The following is an 18,838-nucleotide window of genomic DNA, read 5'->3' as shown; positions in this document are numbered from 1 at the left end:
GCGGTTATTCGCTAGCGTGTTAAATGAATAGAAGGGAATACCCTTGAGATATGAATGAGTTACATCCTACGTGATCTAGTATACCCAAACAACCGCAAGATTGATCGGTGTTACAAAAATGTAAACACTTGTTTGATTTTTATTGACTCCGATAATATTCTGGTCTGACCACAAAGCATAATTATAAAAGTGAAGTCAGCATGTACCCACACCTATTACAGCCATTAGATCTAGGATTTACTCAGTTACGTAACCGTGTATTGATGGGATCAATGCACACTGGATTAGAAGAACATAAAGAAGGACTCCACAAACTCGCCGCCTTTTATGAAGAGCGTGCGAAAGGTGGGGTTGGACTGATCGTAACCGGCGGTTTTTCGCCTAATTTACGTGGTCGACTTCATCCTTTTAGTGCCGAGTTTAGTAAAGTGAAGCACGCTCGTTCCCATAAAGTGGTTACTGAAGCGGTTCATCGTCAAGGTGGTAAAATAGCCTTACAATTGCTTCATGCTGGCCGATACGCGATGCATCCTTTTGCTCAGAGTGCATCAGCGATCAAAGCGCCAATCGCGCGCTTCGCACCGAGTGAAATGAGTGTTCGTCAAATCAAAAAAACCATCGATGCTTTTGCAAATAGCGCTGAATTGGCGCACTTAGCTGGTTACGATGGGGTAGAAGTGATGGGCTCGGAAGGCTACCTTATCAACCAGTTTATCTGTAAGCGTACCAATATGCGCTACGACGATTGGGGTGGTAGTTATGAAAATCGTATTCGTTTTCCCTTAGAAATCGTCAAGGCGATACGCGCCGCGGTTGGTAAAGATTTCATCATAATTTTTCGTCTTTCTATGCTGGATTTGGTCGAAGAAGGCAGCACTTTTGAAGAAGTATTAACGCTTGCTAAAGCATTAGAAAAAGCCGGTGTGACCATTATCAATACTGGTATTGGTTGGCACGAAGCACGTATCCCAACCATTGCCACGCAAGTGCCACGCGCTGCATTTACGTGGGTAACAGAGAAAGTGCGTCCTCATTTATCGGTTCCTGTAGTGACTTGTAACCGAATTAACACACCTGAAGAGGCGGAGAAAATACTGGCATCTGGCCAAGCTGATATGGTCTCAATGGCTCGTCCATTTCTCGCTGATCCTGAATTTGTGAGCAAAGCCGAGCAAGGAAAAGCGGCGCTGATTAATACCTGCATTGGTTGTAACCAAGCTTGCTTGGACAATGTATTTAAAGCGAAACGTGCCAGTTGTTTAGTCAATCCTAGAGCCTGTTACGAAACTGAAATTGTGGTGCAACCTGCCGAAAAACCCAAGAAAATTGCTGTGATAGGGGCAGGGCCTGCCGGTTTATCGTGCGCCACAACCTTGGCAGAAAGAGGCTATCAAGTTGATTTGTTTGAGAAAAATGATCGAATCGGTGGTCAGTTTAGACTAGCAATGCAGATCCCCGGTAAAGAAGAGTTTCGAGAAACCATTCGTTATTTTGCCAATCTAATTGATGAGACGGGCGTCAAGCTTCATTTAGATACTGAGGTCACTTTCGATATGCTGCAAGGCTATGATGATGTGGTTATGGCCTCTGGTGTGACCCCAAGAAAAGTCAGTATCGAGGGTATTGAAAACCAAGAAAAAGTGGTTGATTACCAAACCTTGATTCGCGAAAAAACACCAGTAGGCGAAAAAGTCGCGATAGTCGGGGCTGGTGGCATTGGTGTCGACGTTGCCACCATGTTGACTGAGCCGCAAGATCACACACTCGATGATTGGCTACACGATTGGGGGATCGATAAAGAAATCGCTCACCCTGGTGGCTTGTACCCTTACCCAGATTCACTGAGTGATAAAACGGTTTGGGTTTTACAGCGCCGCAAGGGACGTGTGGGCAAAGGGCCAGGTAAAACGACAGGTTGGATCCACAAACGCACGCTTGAGAAACGCGGAGTGCACTTACTAGGTGGCGTTAGCTATGAAAAGATAGACCCATACGGATTGCATATTTCTATTGATGGCAAGCAACAATTACTTGATGCAGACAAAATTGTAATTTGCGCTGGGCAAGAATCAGTTCGTCCGTTTGAAGACAAGTGGGATTCGTTAGGTGAAAAATTACATGTGATTGGCGGTGCTGATTACGCTGGTGAGTTGGATGCGGTACGCGCTATTCGCCAAGGTGTCGAGTTAGCGACGAAATTGTAATACCCCATCACTAAATAGAAAAAAGCGCTGAATTCAGCGCTTTTTTTGATGGTATCTAATTTGTTTTTCTTCGGTCAAAGTACCTAAAGAATAACGGTTTTGTTGCCGTACACAAAAACGTGATCGTTTACGACTTTATTGAGTGCTTTGCTCAATACATTCTTTTCTACATCGCGTCCGGCTTGTGCCATATCTTTTGCACTAAAAGTGTGATCAACAGGAATGACATCTTGTTTGATGATTGGGCCTTCATCTAAATCGTTGGTAACGAAGTGTGCTGTTGCACCGATGATCTTAACGCCACGCTCATAGGCTTGTTGATAGGGTTTTGCACCAATGAAGGCTGGCAAAAAGCTGTGGTGGATGTTAATGATTTTGTGATGATAGCTCTCAACAAATGTCGGTGTCAGCACGCGCATGTATTTCGCAAGAACCAAATAATCTGGCTGATATTGGTTGATCACTTCAAGCAGTTTTTCTTCGTGCTCAGAGCGGTTTAGTCCTTCGTGAGAAACGCAGTGATAAGGAATATCAAACCGTTCAGTCAGACTTTGTAGAGTATCGTAGTTGCCCACAACCGCGGCAATCTCGACATCTAAACTGCCATCGAAGTTCTTCATTAAAATGTCACCGAGGCAATGTGCTTCCTTTGTGACCAAAATCACTACGCGTTTACGTGATGAATCTACGAGTTTACGCTTGGCTTGAGCTGGTAGAGCTTGATCAAGGTCAGCAAGAAGCGTCGTATCATTGAAGTAACCTTCAAGTTCGGTACGCATAAAAAAGTGACCGCTTGTGTTATCAACGTACTCATTATTTTGGATGATGTTGAGTTGATGTTTATAACAAATGTTGGTGATTTTTGAGATTAAGCCTGGTGCATCGCTACAATGAGTCAGGAGAGTCTTTCTTTCCATTATCTAATACTTCCGTGATTGAATTCTTTTATTCTAAAAACTAATTCGAGCGCGCATGAACGGTGACGCACTCCACAATATAAGGGCTATAATTAATCTATTATCAAGTTGGTTTCAATAAATAAACGGGTTAACCGTTAGGCTTTAGCTTATTTTCTTCTTCATGAGAGTCTTAAGGCGGTATTTATGGATAAAGAACTCCTTGCACGTAAACTGTACGTCGAAAGAGTGAGTGCATTGATGGGCGATCAGCAGATCGATGAAATTATCTTGGAAGACATGTGGGAGAGCCGAGCATCACCGGCCGACGCAGCTAAAGCAATGACCCAAGCTGAAAGTGGCTATGAAGCGCCGATGTGGCTGTCACGTTACCTCAATCGCAAATAGAACATCCCTAACCGGCGTGAGTCATCGTTCGATTCGCGCCGATTCATGAAACCTGCCATAATGCCCCGCAACGAATACTTACCCCTATTTTTAGATGATCGCAAAAACCTTTTCTTCGCAGGGTGCACTCGGTAAAGCCATTCCCGGTTTTCAAGCACGACAAGCGCAAATTGATATGGCTGAAGCTGTGGCCAAGGCCATTACCCAGCAATCACAATTGGTGGTTGAAGCGGGAACTGGAACAGGGAAAACATTCGCTTACCTTGTCCCTGCATTGCTCAGTGGCAAAAAAATCATCATTAGTACAGGGTCTAAAAACCTACAAGAACAGCTTTTTCACCGAGATTTACCGCTAATGGTTGATGCTCTCGGTTTCTTTGGCAATGTCGCATTGTTAAAAGGTCGTGCGAACTATTTGTGCCTTGATAGATTAAGCCGACAAATGATTGAAAGTCACACCAATGAAGCAGATCCGCAATTGTTGACTCAATTGGTTAAAGTTCGTAGTTGGTCATCAGAGACCAAAAGCGGTGATTTGGGCGAATGCGATGAACTGCCTGAAGATAGCTTAATTATCCCAACCATTACCTCGACCAATGATAACTGCCTAGGTAAAGAGTGCCCAAGCTACGTTGATTGCTTTGTATCCAAAGCGCGAAGAAAGGCGATGGATGCTGATGTGGTTGTGGTTAATCATCACCTTTTCCTCGCCGATCTTGCTATCAAAGAAACCGGATTTGGCGAATTAATCCCTGAGGCGGAGGTGTTCATCTTCGATGAGGCACATCAATTGCCAGATATTGCCAGTCAATATTTTGGTCAGTCTGTCTCAAGTCGCCAAGTTCAAGAGCTAGCGAAAGAGATTGAAATCGGTTATCGCACTGAAGCTAAGGATATGCGCCAGTTACAAAAAGTAGGCGATAAACTAACTCAATCGGCGATGGAATTGCGTATTGTATTGGGCGAACCGGGTTTTAGAGGCAATTGGCGTGAAGCCTTATCTTCCCCATCTGTTGCACGTGAATTAAGTCGATTGCGTGAGAGTTTAGATTTTGCGATTGATGTCCTGAAACTGGCTTTAGGGCGTAGTCAATTATTAGATACCGCGTTTGAGCGAGCTAACCTTATTAAAGGGCGTATCGACCGAGTGTGTGATGTTTCTATTACCGGTTATTCCTATTGGTATGACACGACACCGCGTCACTTTAGTTTGCATATTACCCCCCTCTCTGTGGCGGATAAGTTTCATGAGCAGATAGAACTCAAGCAAGGTTCGTGGATATTTACCTCCGCGACGTTGGCGGTGAACGATGATTTTAGCCATTTTACCCATCGTTTAGGCTTGAAGCCGCAGGCGCAATTTTCTTTGCCGAGCCCGTTTGACTATGAGCAGCAAGCCAAGCTGTGTGTGCCGCGTTATTTACCAGAACCCAATAGTGCTGGGCTGTCGGATAAGTTGGTGCAAATTCTTGCGCCTGTTATAGAACAAAACCAAGGACGCTGTTTCTTCTTATGTACCTCACACAATATGATGCGTGAATTAGGAGAGCGTTTTAGAGAAGTACTAACGGTTCCAGTACTTTTACAAGGGGAAACCAGTAAGCAAAAAACCTTAGCGGAGTTTATGGAGCTAGGGAACGCGTTGTTAGTGGCAACTGGCGCATTTTGGGAAGGGATTGATGTTAGAGGTGACGCCTTGAGCTGTGTTATTATTGACAAACTTCCGTTTACTGCACCTGATGATCCGCTATTAAAAGCGCGAATTGAAGATTGCCGTTTGCGAGGCGGAGACCCATTTTCTCAAGTACAATTACCGGACGCGGTCATCACGCTAAAACAAGGCGTAGGGCGTTTGATTCGAGACAAGAACGACAAAGGGGCGCTCATCATCTGTGATAACCGATTAGTGACCCGTGATTATGGTGGGGTATTCCTTGCCAGTTTACCGCCCATTCCTCGTACGCGAGATTTGGATAAAGTGAAAGACTTCCTTAGTCAGATTTCAGTAACAACACAAAATAATTAGAGATAGTAATGAGCGCAAAAATTCTTGCCTTAGACACAGCAACAGAAAACTGTTCTGTTGCATTGATGGTTGGCGACAAACTGTATGTTCGCAGTGAAGTTGCACCACGTGATCACACCAAAAAAATCCTGCCAATGGTCGATTCGGTTCTAAAAGAAGCAGGCATCCGCTTACAAGAACTGGATGCATTAGCTTATGGTCGTGGTCCGGGAAGTTTTACCGGAGTGCGCATTGGCATTGGAATTGCACAAGGTTTAGCGTTTGGTGCCGACTTACCAATGATCGGTATTTCAACCTTGGCAGCAATGGCGCAAGGTACCTATCGCCAACACGGTTATCAACAGGTTGCGTGTGCTATTGATGCCAGAATGAGTGAAGTGTATTGGGGGCGCTACCAGCGTCAAGAAGATGGCTCTTGGAGTGAAGTCGACAGCGAATGCGTGATTCCACCGAGTGTGCTAAGCCAGCAGTTAGCGGCAGATGATAAAACTTGGGGTTGCGCAGGTACTGGTTGGGCGGCGTATGCTGAGGCGCTGGAATCGTTATCCATTGTTCGTGAAATGGGCGAAGTACTTTACCCAGATGCGCAAGATATTGTTTATCTTGCACAGTATGAGTTTGCCAAGGGAAATACCACATCGGTAGAAGAGTCTAGCCCAGTCTATTTACGAGACAAAGTAGCTTGGAAAAAACTACCTGGCCGCGAATGATTCACCGTGAGTAGGGTTGTATGCCAATTCTACTCAAATAGAACAGGAACAGTATGGTTTCAATTAATGGTTTACCTCCTTCGATAGTGCCGGGGTCGAATAAGACCAATAGAGCAAATAAGAAAAATGAGGTAAGAAAAGGCGATACTAAAGCTGCGGTTGGTCAAACAACCAAGGTGGCTAATGCTGTTTCTCATTCGATCCGTCAAGTACAAGAAGCTGATATTCAGCGCGCAACCCTAGAATATGATTTACCCGAAGGGCGAGCCAGAAAAGCGATGGAAGAGTATATGGATGTGATGAATCAAGCAAAAAAAGAGGAACTTGCTCAGATGCTTGGGGTCGACATTTACATCTAACATAATAAGGTCATTATCATGCACGCTGCGAGCAAAAGGTTTTTTACCCATAGAACCTTTATCCATAAAACACCAATTAGTAACAAGCTACTTCGTCACTCCTGTATTGGTAGAATATTACTGCTTTTATCTTCCGTGCTTCTAATTAGCGCCTGTTCTAGTTTGCCGGAAAACCTCAAAGCAAGCGGTGAGAATGTGTTTACCGACTACAGCAGTTGGGTAAATAGCTCAGCTGCTGTGGGCAGTGAAGTTCGGCTTGGCGGTGTGATTGCCAATGTCACGAACTTAACCAATCAAACGCGTATTGAGGTGGTGAACTTACCGATTAGTTCATCTGGAAAGCCCGATATTAGTCAAGAGCCTCAAGGTCGCTTTGTTGGTTACATCGACGGTTTTGTCGATCCTGTTACTTATGCTAACGGTCGTTTGATTACGGTTATTGGGGTTGGTTCGCCCGCAGAGCAAAAGAAAGTGGGTGAATATCAATATACCTTTCCTGTAATGGCGGTCAAAGGCGCTCATTTGTGGCGTATTGAGGAACGGGTCATTGTTAATGAAGTCGGCTCCTATTTATCACTGTGCAATGGTCTATACTGCCGTCAAAGAGCCCCAAGTTCCCGAGAAGGTCGTGTGGTTCAACAGGTCAAATGAACATTCAACAAAAGCGTTATTTCCTTGAGCAAGGTTACATTGCATCACAGGAAATTGGCAATGCACAAACGGCCGAAGTCTCGGTCGTTTTTTTACATGGTTGGCTAGATAACTCATCCAGTTTTTTAACTACTATCAATGAGTTAAGTTGGCGGCTTTCTGGCGCACACCTTTGCGCAATCGATTTTCCTGGTCATGGCCTATCAAGCCATAAATCAAACGACAATTTTTACCCTTTTCACGACTATATTGACGACATTTACCAACTTTTGCTTAATTTGTCACCAAACAGGTTAGTGTTGGTTGGGCATTCTCTTGGTGCTTTAATCGCAAGTTGCTATAGTGCCGCCTTTCCTGAGCAAGTCGCAGGATTAATTCAAATTGAAGGGGTGGGGCCACTAGCTGAATCGCCAGATAAAAGCGTAACTAGGTTACGTAATGGTGTGCTGAGTCGACAACGGATCCGACGTAAGCCAAAACGTTCACTACCCACCTTGGAAGATGCGATAGATCGCCGATCAGCAGTCAATCACTTGGATACGAAATTGATTCGTCCTGTTGTCGAGCGAGGAATAGAACAGCGAGGCGAACAGTGGGTTTGGCGGCACGACGTAAAGTTAAATAGTGACTCACTATTTAGGATGTCGTTTGAGCATGCTCGGCAATTTTCAGGGCAAATCCAATGTCCACATCGGGTCATTCTTGGCGATCAAGGTTTTGGCTATTTAAAGCAAAATTGTGACTGTTTAGCCAATAATCACTGTGAAATGTTCACTATTTCTGGTGGTCATCATTGCCATCTTGAACAACCTTCGCAAGTCGCAGAACTAATCTTTGGCTTAGTTAACAAAATTTAAACAAGTGTTTGAGTGTTTCGTGCTCATACGCTTTGGCTGTGCTGTAATAGCAAAAATAAAAATATTGCCGTAGAGCAGCAGCCAATAACGAGGAGTATTACCGTGGATAAACCTTGGCTTTCACGTTACCCAAGTGACGTACCGGAAACCATCAATCCAGATACGTATCCATCTTTGGTGGAAATGTTTGAACAATCTGTCCATAAGTATGCCGACCAGCCCGCTTTTATGAATATGGGCTCAGTGATGACGTTCCGTAAACTGGAAGAGCGCAGCCGTGCTTTTGCCGCTTATTTACAAAATGAGCTAAAGCTGAAAAAAGGCGATCGAGTAGCATTGATGATGCCAAACTTGCTGCAATATCCCGTCGCATTATTTGGTGTGCTTCGTGCAGGCATGATTGCAGTTAACGTTAACCCACTATATACCCCTCGTGAACTTGAACATCAACTCAATGATGCCGATGCAAAAGCCATCGTTATTGTGTCTAACTTTGCCAACACGTTAGAGCAAATCGTAGATAACACCCCGGTTAAACACGTGGTACTCACAAGCCTTGGGCAGATGTTACCAAGAGCCAAAGGTACGCTCGTTGATTTCGTTGTGAAATATGTCAAAGGGATGGTACCAAAATACGATCTGCCAGGGGCAATCTCAATGCGTAAAGCATTGCATAAAGGTCGTCGTCTGCAATATGTGAAACCATTTATGTCGGGTGATGATATCGCCTTTTTGCAATACACCGGTGGCACTACTGGGGTCGCGAAAGGTGCAATCTTGACCCACAGAAATATGATTGCCAACGTACTGCAAGCTAAAGGTGCTTATGGCCCTGTTTTAGCTGAAGGGCGCGAGCTTGTGGTGACAGCATTACCGCTGTATCACGTATTTGCATTAACCGTAAACTGTTTGCTGTTCGTCGAAATGGGTGGTCGCAACCTTTTGATTACCAACCCAAGAGATATTCCAGGCTTTATTAAAGAACTGCAAAAATACCCTTTTACTGCCATTACTGGGGTGAATACGCTCTTTAATGCACTGGTCAATAACGAAGATTTCCATGAACTTGATTTTAAAAATCTTAAGTTATCAGTAGGTGGCGGTATGGCAGTGCAGCGCGCTGTTGCTGAGCAGTGGAAAAAAGTAACCGGGATTCATTTGCTTGAAGGTTATGGTTTAACTGAATGTGCTCCTTTGGTAACTGGTAACCCTTATGATTTAAGTGATTATTCTGGTGCTATCGGTTTGCCAGTGCCGTCGACTGAAGTCCGTATTGTTGATGATGAAGGTAATGTCTTAGCGTATGACCAAGTGGGTGAGCTGCAAGTGCGCGGACCACAAGTGATGCAAGGTTATTGGCAGCGACCTGAAGCGACAAAAGAAGTCATCAATGCGGATGGTTGGTTATCTACTGGCGATATTGTGAAGTTTGATGAACAAGGCATGCTGTATATCGTTGACCGAAAAAAAGACATGATTTTAGTCTCTGGTTTTAATGTTTATCCAAATGAAATTGAAGATGTCGTTGCCCTGCATGGCAAGGTACTGGAAGTTGCAGCGATTGGACAGTCACACGAAGTATCAGGTGAAGTGGTGAAAATCTATGTTGTCAAACGAGATCCTAGCCTAACCAAAGACGAAATTATTACGCATTGCCGTAAGCATTTGACGGGTTATAAAGTGCCTAAATTGATTGAGTTTAGGGAAGACTTACCTAAATCTAACGTTGGTAAGATTCTGCGCCGAGTATTGCGCGAAGAAAATGAAGCTCAGCAAGCAGAAGCAAAGCGAGCATAAGCGTCAAGCCAGCAATAGAAAATAATGATAGAATGCCGACAAAATTGTCGGCATTTTTATGTCCCCCATCGTGGGCTGCCCAAAGTGAGCCATTTGTGAATTATCAAATCATTACCCAATTGAACGACCTTCAGCGAGTATGCCTTGCCGCACGTGATGCAGACTTAGTGATGCTCGACACCGAATTTGTCCGTGTCCGTACCTTTTATCCACAGCTCGGCCTTATCCAGTTGTACGACGGTGAGAATCTCTCATTAATTGACCCATTGGCTTTTGACGATATGGCTCCGTTTGTTGAGTTGTTGCAAGATGTCTCTGTATTAAAGGTGCTACATGCTTGCGGTGAGGATTTAGAAGTCTTCCACAACGCATTTGGTTGTGTTCCTTTCCCTATGGTCGATACGCAAGTGATGGCGGCATTTTTAGGTCATGGACTCTCCACCGGTTTTGCCGCACTGGTGAACGAATTTGTTGGGGTTGAGTTGGATAAAAGTGAGTCGCGAACTGACTGGCTTGCCCGTCCATTATCGCAAAAGCAGTTAGATTACGCTGCCGCTGATGTTTTCTACTTATTACCCATGTATCAACAACTGTTGGAAAAAGTGACTCAAGCTGGCTGGTGGGATGCTGCGCAGCAAGAATCAGAACTGCTCACGGTTAAACGTATTAAGAATACCAATCCTGAATTTGCTTATCTTGATCTTAAAGGGGCATGGCAGCTATCACCGAAACAGTTGGCAATTCTGAAACCGTTGGCAACGTGGCGTTATGAAGAAGCGGTGCGCCGAGATTTAGCGTTAAATTTTGTGGTTAAAGAAGCCGATTTGCTCACCATCGCTCGCTTGGGGCTGACTAACCCTAATCGTATGATTGAGGAGGGGGCTGACCCACGAGGGATTCGTCGCCATAGTGACAAAATCATCGCCTTGGTCAAAGCGGGGCAACAAATCTCTGCTGACCAATATCCGCCTCAAATCGAACCGTTGATGGACTACCCAGGTTATAAACAACTGTTTAAAAAGTTGAAAGATGAAGTCAAAGCGGTTTCTCAAACAACAGGATTAGCGACAGAGTTTTTGGCATCGAAAAAACAGTTGAATCAACTGTTAAGTTGGGTGTGGAAGAAAGAGCGAAACCCTGAAAAATTACCGGATGTTATGCAAGGCTGGCGTTTACCTATCTTAGGTGAAAAGCTTAATAAACTTGTTTAATTTCTCAAGGCCAACCATTTTAAGGATCAAAATGACAGCAACAGCTTATCTTAATGATTTGAACCAACGTTATCTTGCCATTCATCGCACGAAAGAAGATTTCTTTTGGGATACCTATATGGGTATCAGTGATGATCATCAAGGCTCGACTCAAGCTCAAACTCGTTGGACGCAATTTCTCAGCGACGCAGGGCATATTGCTGAAATAAAGCAGCAATTGGTTCAAGCGGAACGTATTACTAACGAAGAAGAAAAGCAAAATACAGTTATTGGTTTAAATGGTTGGCTCGCCATGTTTCAAGCGCATGCGATTGAGTCAGAACACGCTCAAACGTTAAAGGCTGATTTAATTAAATTTGAAGCTGAATTGTTTGAGAAAAAACAAAACCATGTGATGACATTTACTAGTGAGCAAGGTCAACGTATTGAGGGATCATTGCCAGTTGTTGGCTCGACGATTCGTACCAATAACCATGAAGCTGTTCGCCAAAGTGCTCATCAAGCCTTGCTAGATCTTGAACAGTGGTTATTGCAAAACGGCTTTTTAGAGTTAGTGAAGCGGCGTAATCGGTTTGCTCAGTCACTTGGATATAAAAGCTTTTTTGATTATTCAATCAACAAAACGGAGCAAATGACAACCGAGCAACTGTTTAATATTTTAGACGATTTTGAACAGCGTACCCGCGATAGTCATCAGAGCAGCTTAGCGATGCTGGTACAAGCAAAAGGGGAGCAAGCACTCGCAGGGCATAATTTTGTGTATTCTTTTGCCGGTGATGTGATGCGTGAATTAGACCCTTACGTGCCATTTTCACAGTCGTTGCGCCGTTGGATTGAATCCTTTGGTCGTTTAAATATTGATTATTCTGGCGCGGAATTGACGCTCGACTTACTTGATCGCAAAGGCAAGTATCCTAATGGTTTTTGTCATGGACCCGTGCCATCATTTTATGACCAAGGAAAGTGGATTGCGGCGAAGGTCAACTTTACTAGTAATGCAAAACCTGACCAAGTTGGAAGTGGCTATGATGGCATCAATACCTTATTCCATGAAGGTGGGCATGCTGCACATTTCGCTAATGTTAAGATGAATGCGCCATGTTTCTCTCAAGAGTTTGCGCCAACCTCAATGGCTTATGCTGAAACACAATCAATGTTCTGTGATAGCTTGCTCACTGATGCTGATTGGCTAAAAAGCTATGCGCTTGATGCTCAAGGTAACCCAGTACCTGATTCAATTATTCAAGCGATGATCAAGAGCCGTCAACCGTTTAAAGCATATGAAGAACGTAGCATTTTGGTGGTGCCATATTTTGAACGCGCATTGTATGAATTAAGTGAAGAGGAATTAACAGCAGAACGTGTTACCGCTCTTGCTCGAGCTACGGAACAAAAAATTCTCGGTCTGGCTTGCAGTCCACGTCCATTGATGGCGATTCCTCATCTATTGTCCGATGAAGCATCGTGCTCTTATCAAGGTTATTTGTTGGCACACATGGCGGTATATCAAACACGAGCTTTCTTCACTCAAAAATTCGGTTACCTGACTGACAATCCTGAAATTGGCCCATTGTTAGCCGAACATTATTGGCAAGCCGGAAATAGTGTGTCGCATAATCAAACCATCGAGAAACTGACTGGTGAAGGTTTTAATGCTAAATACTTAGCGGACGTCTGTAACCTATCGGTTGAGCAAGCATGGCAACAAGAGTTACAGAAGATAGAGCGTCTAGCTGATAGAACGCAAATTCAACCAGCCTCACTCAATGCCACAATTAAAGTGGTCGATGGAGCACAAGAATTAGCCAGTAATACTCATTCTGACGATGAAATGTGCCGCCAGTTCGAGCAGTACATTGCACAACATTATGGTTGTTAAGCTGTTAGTGTTGTTAACTGCTTAAGGTGCTAGTGCCATGCAAATAAAAGAGCCTGCATTTTAGCAGGCTTTTTCTCGATCAGTGTTTAACTCAATTTAAAGCCGAGTTTATTTCTCTTCATCTGGCAATTTGACATTCAATTCCAACACAGCAATATCATCTCCTTTATGCTCAAATGTCAGTTCAACCATGGAAGGGTCGATGGGAACATATTTAGCAATGGCTTTTAGAATATCTTCTTTCAACTGCGGCAAATAAGTCGGTGCTGGGTCACTTTGGCTACGACGCTCCGCAACGATGATCTGTAAACGTTCTTTCGCAAGATTAGCTGATGTCTTTTTTTGTGGTCTGAAGAACTCAAGTAGTGACATAGTGCTTAACCTCCAAATAGTCGTTTAAAGATGCCTTTTTTCTGCTCAGTGACGAAGCGAAAATCAACTTGTTGGCCTAATAGACGCTCAACTGCGTCACCGTAAGCTTGGCCTGCATCTGACTGTTCGTCAAAAATAACTGGTACGCCTTTGTTGGAAGCATTTAACACAGCTTGGCTTTCTGGAATTACACCCAGTAGAGAAATGTGTAGGATCTCTTCAACATCTTCCACGCTCAACATTTCACCTTGCGTCACGCGTGTTGGGTTATAACGCGTGAGAAGCAGGTGCTGTTTGACTGGTTCTAGACCTTGTTCTGAGCGCAGTGATTTTGAGTCTAAAATCCCAAGAATGCGGTCAGAATCTCGCACCGAAGATACTTCTGGGTTAGTGGTCACAATGGCTTCGTCGGCAAAGTAAAGTGCCATTAGCGCGCCTTGCTCAATACCTGCTGGAGAATCACAGATGATGAAATCAAAACCCATCGCATCGAGTTCATCGAGTACGCGCTTGACGCCATCCTTAGTCAGCGCATCTTTATCGCGAGTTTGTGATGCGGGAAGAATGAATAAATTGTCTGTGCGCTTGTCTTTGATCATCGCTTGGTTGAGCGTAGCTTCACCGTTGATGACATTGACAAAGTCATACACAACGCGACGTTCGCACCCCATGATAAGGTCAAGGTTACGTAAACCAATATCGAAATCGATAACCGCAGTTTTTTTACCTTTCAAAGCCAAACCTGATGCGATGGCTGCGCTTGAGGTCGTTTTACCTACGCCGCCTTTTCCTGACGTTACAACAATAATGCGTGCCATTATGTTTTCCTTGTTAATTTTTAAATCGTGAGCGTTTCGAAGTGTAGTGAGTCATCAACCATGCTGAGCATCACTTTCTTCTGCCAAAACTCACTTTCAATTTGATCACTAAGCCAGTAATTACCAGCAATGGATACCAGCTCAGCTTGTAAATCGTGACAAATAATTCGTGCTTCGGCTTGACCGCTTGCGCCTGCGATGGCTCTGCCTCGCAATGTGCCATAAACATGTATAGAGCCATCAGCAATTACTTCTGCTCCAGCACTGACATGGTTTAGGATCACTAAATCGCCATCTTTAGCGTACACTTGCTGTCCAGAGCGAATTGGAGTGCGAACGACTTTGGTCGGTGCCATTTTTGCGGGTGCTTGAGCAGGGGACTTACTTGCGCTCATCACGGCAAAACCGGCTTCTGATGCCAAGTTTTGGCTGCGTTTATCTTTACAGCCAGTCACTCCTACCGGAATCATTCCTGCTTCACTTATCCCCTGTTTTAGCATGATGAAATCAAGCTCGCCCATTACCTTGGCAATATTAATAACCACCGGGGCTGATGCGAAAAAAGCTGGGGCTTGGGTTACTTTTTCCTTGAGAAACTCAATGGTATTGGCAACTTCATTGTCGCAAAGGTGTAAAACTGACAAAGTAAAACTGCTACCTTTTAGGTCAGGAGTATTGGACATCTTATTTTTGACCTCAATAACTAATGGCTTCACTAGAAAGGGCGTTGCCTGAAACTAGGGTTGTCATGTTATATTTACTCACTTGGCTCAGCAAGTTATCTACTGCCAAATGTTTGTATTAATCTCAAATTTGGCGAAAATTTAACGTTTATCACTTAATCTGCTTAAAAAGCCGATTTATTACAAGAAAGGGTTGTCATGCTTTGTTCTATCTACAAAGGCTCAAAAAAAGAAGGTACCTATCTTTATATTCCGAAAAAAGACGATTTTTCACAGGTCCCTGACACGCTGATGCAGATGTTCGGTAAACCTACTTTGGTTATGGTAGTGAAATTAGAAGGACGGACACTTGCTCAGGTCAACATTGAGAAAGTGAAAGAGTCTTTGGAAAATGAAGGTTATTTCTTACAGTTACCACCGCCACCAGAAAATTTACTTGAAAACTACAAACAGCAAAAAGCTCAGCAACAAGGCCGTTAGGTTTTTAGCTCAAGGAGGGCGATTTGAGAAAATTATTGTCAGTCGTATTAGGTTTGAGTCTTACTGCGCCGTTAATGGCGAATGAAGTCAGTTTCGAACAGTATGTCGAAAGCTTAAAACAGCAAGCGCGCAGTGAAGGGATCTCAGAGCAAATTTTAAGCGATGCTTTCAAAGATGTTGCTTACAAGCCGCGTGCGGTCAAAGCGGATCGCAATCAGCCAGAAAAAAAATTGACGCTGGACGAATATATTCCCCGTGCAGTGCCAGATTGGAAAGTAAACCAAGCCAAAGCCTTGTATGAAAAGCACTATGATCAACTTAGCCGTATTGGCAAACTGTATGGTGTACAACCTCGTTTTATCGTAGCGCTATGGGGAGTGGAAAGTAATTTCGGTGCATTGACGGGGGGTTATAGTGTTATTGATGCTTTAACGACCATGGCTTACGACGGTAGAAGAGAGGCATTTTTTCGTAAAGAGACGATGGCTGCACTGCAGATTCTACAGCAAGGTCATATCAGTGCTGACGACATGAAAGGGTCATGGGCAGGTGCAATGGGCCAATGTCAATTTATGCCTAGTTCATTTTTGGCCTTCGCTTCTGATGGCAATGGTGATGGCAAAAAAGATATTTGGGGCACTAAAGAAGATGTGTTTGCTTCAACGGCCAATTACTTAAGCCAATCAGGTTGGGATGATAAATACACTTGGGGCCGCCAAGTAAAAATCCCGAAGGGATTTGACCATGAGCTAGAAGGACGTCAGTCAGAAAAAGGCAAATTCCTGCAAGAGTGGTCCAAGCTAGGTGTTACTCGTTATGATGGCCGCCCGTTGCCAACGCTAACAGACGATATTCAAGCTTGGTTGATCATGCCAGACGATGAAGCTGGTCGAGTTTATTTGGTATATAACAATTACAACGTGTTAATGAAGTGGAATCGTTCGTATTATTTTGCGCTCGCCGTTAGCCATTTAGCAGACCGCATCGCCAGTTTTTAGTTGCAGTTGAATTCATTACTCAACCAGTGTGATGAATTCAACTCATTGCTTAAAAATTTATAATTTTGTGAATAGTGCTGTGGTGGTTTACTTTTATTTTGGTTACTATCATGTTAGTTATTTTGAACTGAAATCACATTTTTGGTTGTATTTTGCGGTCGAAATTACTTGCTAGCAACAGCTGGTGGTAGCACTTTACAGAGGAATCTCGGTGGCGCATGACGTTCACAGTTTTGTAGCGGATAAACTATCTGAAGTAGTTCTAACAAAACATCACCGGCAACGGATGATGGTTTTTGCTTTGACGCTATTTGGTATAGTGTTTCTTGGTGTTTTTTCTGGCTATTGTTTTTATAAAGGTCAAACGTTACTGGCAACGACTTTAGCGTTCTATACGGGTTTTGGCTTGTTGACGGTTTGGCTATTGACACGTTGGCGAACGGTTGGCTTGGTTTGCCTTTCTGCGATTATTTACTCTTTAAGCTTATACCTTGTCATAACTGGTGGATATGAAGGTACGGGGGTAATGTGGGTATATCCGCTTGCCGCAATCGGAATATTTATTAATCAATTTAAGCATGGTTTACTTCTTTCCTTTCTATTTATTACTGGTGTTTTTATAACGCTCGCTTTCCAATTGTCGATCTACGAATATTCTCATGTGATGAGTATCCGCTTGGTCATTACATTGATTGCATTAAGTGGCATGTGTCATATCTTGATTTATTTTCAGTCTCAAATGGATGACTACATACTTAAAATGCATGAGGAAGGTATTCATGAACTCGCTTATATTGACTCACTGACCAAGTTGGCTAACCGTTCTAGTTTCAACTCGGTACTTTATCATTCCATGCAATTAACTCATCACTACCAAAGCGCAATAATTTATATCGACTTAGATAATTTCAAGAACATTAATGATCGCTATGGTCATAATTATGGCGACATCGTCCTAGCTGAATTTGGCTTAAAGTTGAAAGCCGTGGCAGAGCAATATCTACAACAAAGCTTAGGTGCATATGATGTTGCTCGCATCGGTGGCGATGAATTTGCTATTTATGTGAAAGAGTATGCCAGCGAGCAGGATGTCGTGAACATGGCAAATGAGATCATTGCACTATTTTCTAGCCAGCAGCTCTCTTCACTAAAAAAAGTAGTGAGCGATGTTGGAGCAAGTATTGGTATTGCATTCGTTGACACGGAAAAGATGGACTTGAGTGATAGCCTGACGATTGCAGACAGGGCTATGTATCAAGCCAAAAAGGCAGGCAAAGGTAAAGTTTGCGTTGCAGAAGTTGGTTCGGAAATCAAGAGGAGTTACGGCACTAATCCATCAGAAAATGCATGGTAATGTTCTCCCTTTTTTTTGTCCATTGATGTTGTTGTCAATTAGAGCAGAAAGTAGAAGTTTCTCTTCATGTTTTTAGATGTTGATACTGGTTATTATTGGCCAAATATCATCTACAGAGAGACTTATATGTTAATGCCAAGCGTAAATCGATTAGGATTAGTTTTGGCGATAGGGATATCGTTGGCTGCATGCGGGGGAGGTGAAGGGGATTCATCTTCGAATGTAGTTACGACACCAAAGAGTGTTACACCACCAACCAGTATTCCCTCTTTGGAAAGCGAAAAAGATCGTCTTGATATTGTGGTAAATGATATCACTTTATTATCGTCATCTAGCTATGCTGGATATAGTTTTAGCCCAACTGTTTTTAATCAAATGGGTGAGGTTAGCTATACGAGTGATCCAGCTGATATTGTTGTCGATAATGGCGATGGAAGCTTAATGGTACTAAAACCAGGTTCGGTTACCGTTACGGCTACACTTAATGGTTACAAAACTGCAAAAGATATATTTAATGTCACAATTGAAAAGTGGGATAATTCGAGTTTAAAGGCTGACTCCTTAACACTTAATACGCTTGGTGATAATAATACGCGTAAGTTAAATGTTAGAGGATTCAAAGGCGAACTCAACTTTACGGTTCAACCTAAGTATGACCATATTATTAGTGTGGATCATGAAGGAAATGTCACTGCTAATGGACTTGCAGGAACAGCTATTGTAACTATCACCGACTCTGGAAATAGTAGTTATAAATCTACTAGTGTAATAGCTAAGATTATAGTAACGGCTGTGTCAGCGGATACATTAAGTTATGAGAATTTTGAACAAGAATATAGTGATGGCTTATTTATTCAAGCAAATAAAATTACCGGGGCTCCAATAAAAAGTCAGAATTATTTCGTTTGGGATGGTCAGGATGTTTTAAACATCAATCCTGCTACTGGAGAAATGGAAATACTAAAAGCTGGTGAGGCAATAATTCAGGCAAATGTCGAATATCAGCCGGGGTATATACCCGTGATCATTGAAGATGCTTGATTTTCAATAGAATCAGGATCATGCTACAAACCATGAAAATCACACTGACTCCTCAACAGAAACTGCAACTCGAACAGATGCACGACATTGAGCG

Annotated in this window: 18 protein-coding genes; 14 read left to right on the top strand and 4 right to left on the bottom strand. The window is 43.3% G+C overall.

The annotated features are described in order from the left end of the window. The first annotated feature begins 200 nt into the window (after positions 1 to 200). A complete protein-coding gene (locus tag EYW48_RS15855) occupies positions 201 to 2,204 on the top strand; it encodes an NADPH-dependent 2,4-dienoyl-CoA reductase (protein ID WP_261926661.1) in 2,004 nt (667 codons plus the stop codon). An 83-nt stretch (positions 2,205 to 2,287) separates the two neighbouring features. Here the strand turns inward: EYW48_RS15855 and purU are convergent, their stop codons facing one another. Next, positions 2,288 to 3,121 (bottom strand): formyltetrahydrofolate deformylase, encoded by an 834-nt coding sequence (gene purU, locus EYW48_RS15850; protein ID WP_168522777.1) that lies wholly within the window; start codon positions 3,119 to 3,121, stop codon positions 2,288 to 2,290. A gap of 186 nt (positions 3,122 to 3,307) precedes the next feature. On the opposite strand from purU, the gene EYW48_RS15845 reads away from it, so the two are divergent. The 9 genes from EYW48_RS15845 to EYW48_RS15805 all read left to right on the top strand — a co-directional run bounded on the left by EYW48_RS15845 (position 3,308) and on the right by EYW48_RS15805 (position 12,998). Beyond that, the gene (locus tag EYW48_RS15845) at positions 3,308 to 3,508 is read left to right on the top strand and encodes a hypothetical protein (RefSeq protein ID WP_053310160.1); all 201 of its coding nucleotides are present in this window, start codon (positions 3,308 to 3,310) and stop codon (positions 3,506 to 3,508) included. A gap of 94 nt (positions 3,509 to 3,602) precedes the next feature. Beyond that, positions 3,603 to 5,534, top strand: a complete 1,932-nt coding sequence (locus tag EYW48_RS15840) for an ATP-dependent DNA helicase (RefSeq protein WP_277432658.1) — start codon at positions 3,603 to 3,605, stop codon at positions 5,532 to 5,534. Positions 5,535 to 5,542: 8 nt separating this feature from the next. Continuing rightward, complete coding sequence (tsaB, locus tag EYW48_RS15835; protein ID WP_176312983.1) at positions 5,543 to 6,244, top strand: tRNA (adenosine(37)-N6)-threonylcarbamoyltransferase complex dimerization subunit type 1 TsaB; 702 nt, start codon at positions 5,543 to 5,545, stop codon at positions 6,242 to 6,244. A 53-nt stretch (positions 6,245 to 6,297) separates the two neighbouring features. Next, entirely contained in the window at positions 6,298 to 6,603 is a 306-nt protein-coding gene (locus tag EYW48_RS15830; protein ID WP_053310157.1) for a hypothetical protein, read from the top strand. Positions 6,604 to 6,621: 18 nt separating this feature from the next. Further along, entirely contained in the window at positions 6,622 to 7,254 is a 633-nt protein-coding gene (locus EYW48_RS15825) for a Slp family lipoprotein (protein WP_277432657.1), read from the top strand. A gap of 2 nt (positions 7,255 to 7,256) precedes the next feature. Further along, positions 7,257 to 8,111 carry an alpha/beta hydrolase gene (locus EYW48_RS15820; protein WP_277432665.1) on the top strand — a complete coding sequence of 285 codons (855 nt, stop codon included), beginning with the start codon at positions 7,257 to 7,259 and terminating at the stop codon, positions 8,109 to 8,111. A gap of 102 nt (positions 8,112 to 8,213) precedes the next feature. Beyond that, positions 8,214 to 9,908 (top strand): long-chain-fatty-acid--CoA ligase FadD, encoded by a 1,695-nt coding sequence (fadD, locus tag EYW48_RS15815; RefSeq protein WP_176246111.1) that lies wholly within the window; start codon positions 8,214 to 8,216, stop codon positions 9,906 to 9,908. Positions 9,909 to 10,003: 95 nt separating this feature from the next. After that, positions 10,004 to 11,119: a ribonuclease D gene (rnd, locus tag EYW48_RS15810; protein ID WP_171979948.1), complete on the top strand. Its 1,116-nt coding sequence runs from the start codon at positions 10,004 to 10,006 to the stop codon at positions 11,117 to 11,119. A 31-nt stretch (positions 11,120 to 11,150) separates the two neighbouring features. Further along, positions 11,151 to 12,998, top strand: a complete 1,848-nt coding sequence (locus EYW48_RS15805; protein ID WP_176312987.1) for a M3 family metallopeptidase — start codon at positions 11,151 to 11,153, stop codon at positions 12,996 to 12,998. 108 nt (positions 12,999 to 13,106) lie between these two features. Here the strand turns inward: EYW48_RS15805 and minE are convergent, their stop codons facing one another. Genes minE through minC form a run of 3 tightly spaced genes read right to left on the bottom strand, consistent with a single transcriptional unit; the run spans position 13,107 to position 14,871 of the window. Further along, positions 13,107 to 13,370, bottom strand: coding sequence for a cell division topological specificity factor MinE (minE, locus tag EYW48_RS15800; RefSeq protein ID WP_053310153.1), 264 nt, complete (start codon positions 13,368 to 13,370; stop codon positions 13,107 to 13,109). Positions 13,371 to 13,375: 5 nt separating this feature from the next. Continuing rightward, positions 13,376 to 14,188, bottom strand: a complete 813-nt coding sequence (minD, locus tag EYW48_RS15795; protein ID WP_168522763.1) for a septum site-determining protein MinD — start codon at positions 14,186 to 14,188, stop codon at positions 13,376 to 13,378. Between the two features lie 20 nt (positions 14,189 to 14,208). Then, positions 14,209 to 14,871 (bottom strand): septum site-determining protein MinC, encoded by a 663-nt coding sequence (minC, locus tag EYW48_RS15790; protein ID WP_172531947.1) that lies wholly within the window; start codon positions 14,869 to 14,871, stop codon positions 14,209 to 14,211. A 198-nt stretch (positions 14,872 to 15,069) separates the two neighbouring features. Here minC and EYW48_RS15785 point away from each other — a divergent pair, with 198 nt between their 5' ends. The 4 genes from EYW48_RS15785 (at position 15,070) to EYW48_RS15770 (ending at position 18,744) form a co-directional block, all read left to right on the top strand. After that, on the top strand, positions 15,070 to 15,351 hold the full coding sequence (locus tag EYW48_RS15785) for a YcgL domain-containing protein (protein WP_053310150.1): 282 nt from the start codon (positions 15,070 to 15,072) through the stop codon (positions 15,349 to 15,351). Between the two features lie 23 nt (positions 15,352 to 15,374). Next, entirely contained in the window at positions 15,375 to 16,349 is a 975-nt protein-coding gene (locus EYW48_RS15780) for a lytic murein transglycosylase (RefSeq protein WP_053310149.1), read from the top strand. 211 nt (positions 16,350 to 16,560) lie between these two features. Beyond that, a complete protein-coding gene (locus tag EYW48_RS15775) occupies positions 16,561 to 17,703 on the top strand; it encodes a GGDEF domain-containing protein (protein ID WP_171979945.1) in 1,143 nt (380 codons plus the stop codon). A gap of 66 nt (positions 17,704 to 17,769) precedes the next feature. Next, complete coding sequence (locus EYW48_RS15770; RefSeq protein WP_277432656.1) at positions 17,770 to 18,744, top strand: hypothetical protein; 975 nt, start codon at positions 17,770 to 17,772, stop codon at positions 18,742 to 18,744. Positions 18,745 to 18,838: the final 94 nt, after the last annotated feature.

It is taken from the genome of Vibrio sp. 1180_3, assembly GCF_029478545.1.
Classification (GTDB): Bacteria; Pseudomonadota; Gammaproteobacteria; order Enterobacterales; family Vibrionaceae; genus Vibrio; species Vibrio aestuarianus.
Note: the sequence above shows the minus strand (reverse complement) of the source record. Positions and strands in the feature narration are given on the sequence as shown.

Bases quoted from the DNA above. Each gene is read 5' to 3' on its own strand.
- EYW48_RS15855 (WP_261926661.1), top strand. From the start codon at position 201: ATGTACCCACACCTATTACAGCCATTAGATCTAGGATTTACTCAGTTA.
- purU (WP_168522777.1), bottom strand. From the start codon at position 3,121: ATGGAAAGAAAGACTCTCCTGACTCATTGTAGCGATGCACCAGGCTTA.
- EYW48_RS15845 (WP_053310160.1), top strand. From the start codon at position 3,308: ATGGATAAAGAACTCCTTGCACGTAAACTGTACGTCGAAAGAGTGAGT.
- EYW48_RS15840 (WP_277432658.1), top strand. From the start codon at position 3,603: ATGATCGCAAAAACCTTTTCTTCGCAGGGTGCACTCGGTAAAGCCATT.
- tsaB (WP_176312983.1), top strand. From the start codon at position 5,543: ATGAGCGCAAAAATTCTTGCCTTAGACACAGCAACAGAAAACTGTTCT.
- EYW48_RS15830 (WP_053310157.1), top strand. From the start codon at position 6,298: ATGGTTTCAATTAATGGTTTACCTCCTTCGATAGTGCCGGGGTCGAAT.
- EYW48_RS15825 (WP_277432657.1), top strand. From the start codon at position 6,622: ATGCACGCTGCGAGCAAAAGGTTTTTTACCCATAGAACCTTTATCCAT.
- EYW48_RS15805 (WP_176312987.1), top strand. From the start codon at position 11,151: ATGACAGCAACAGCTTATCTTAATGATTTGAACCAACGTTATCTTGCC.
- minE (WP_053310153.1), bottom strand. From the start codon at position 13,370: ATGTCACTACTTGAGTTCTTCAGACCACAAAAAAAGACATCAGCTAAT.
- minD (WP_168522763.1), bottom strand. From the start codon at position 14,188: ATGGCACGCATTATTGTTGTAACGTCAGGAAAAGGCGGCGTAGGTAAA.
- minC (WP_172531947.1), bottom strand. From the start codon at position 14,871: ATGTCCAATACTCCTGACCTAAAAGGTAGCAGTTTTACTTTGTCAGTT.
- EYW48_RS15785 (WP_053310150.1), top strand. From the start codon at position 15,070: ATGCTTTGTTCTATCTACAAAGGCTCAAAAAAAGAAGGTACCTATCTT.
- EYW48_RS15770 (WP_277432656.1), top strand. From the start codon at position 17,770: ATGTTTTTAGATGTTGATACTGGTTATTATTGGCCAAATATCATCTAC.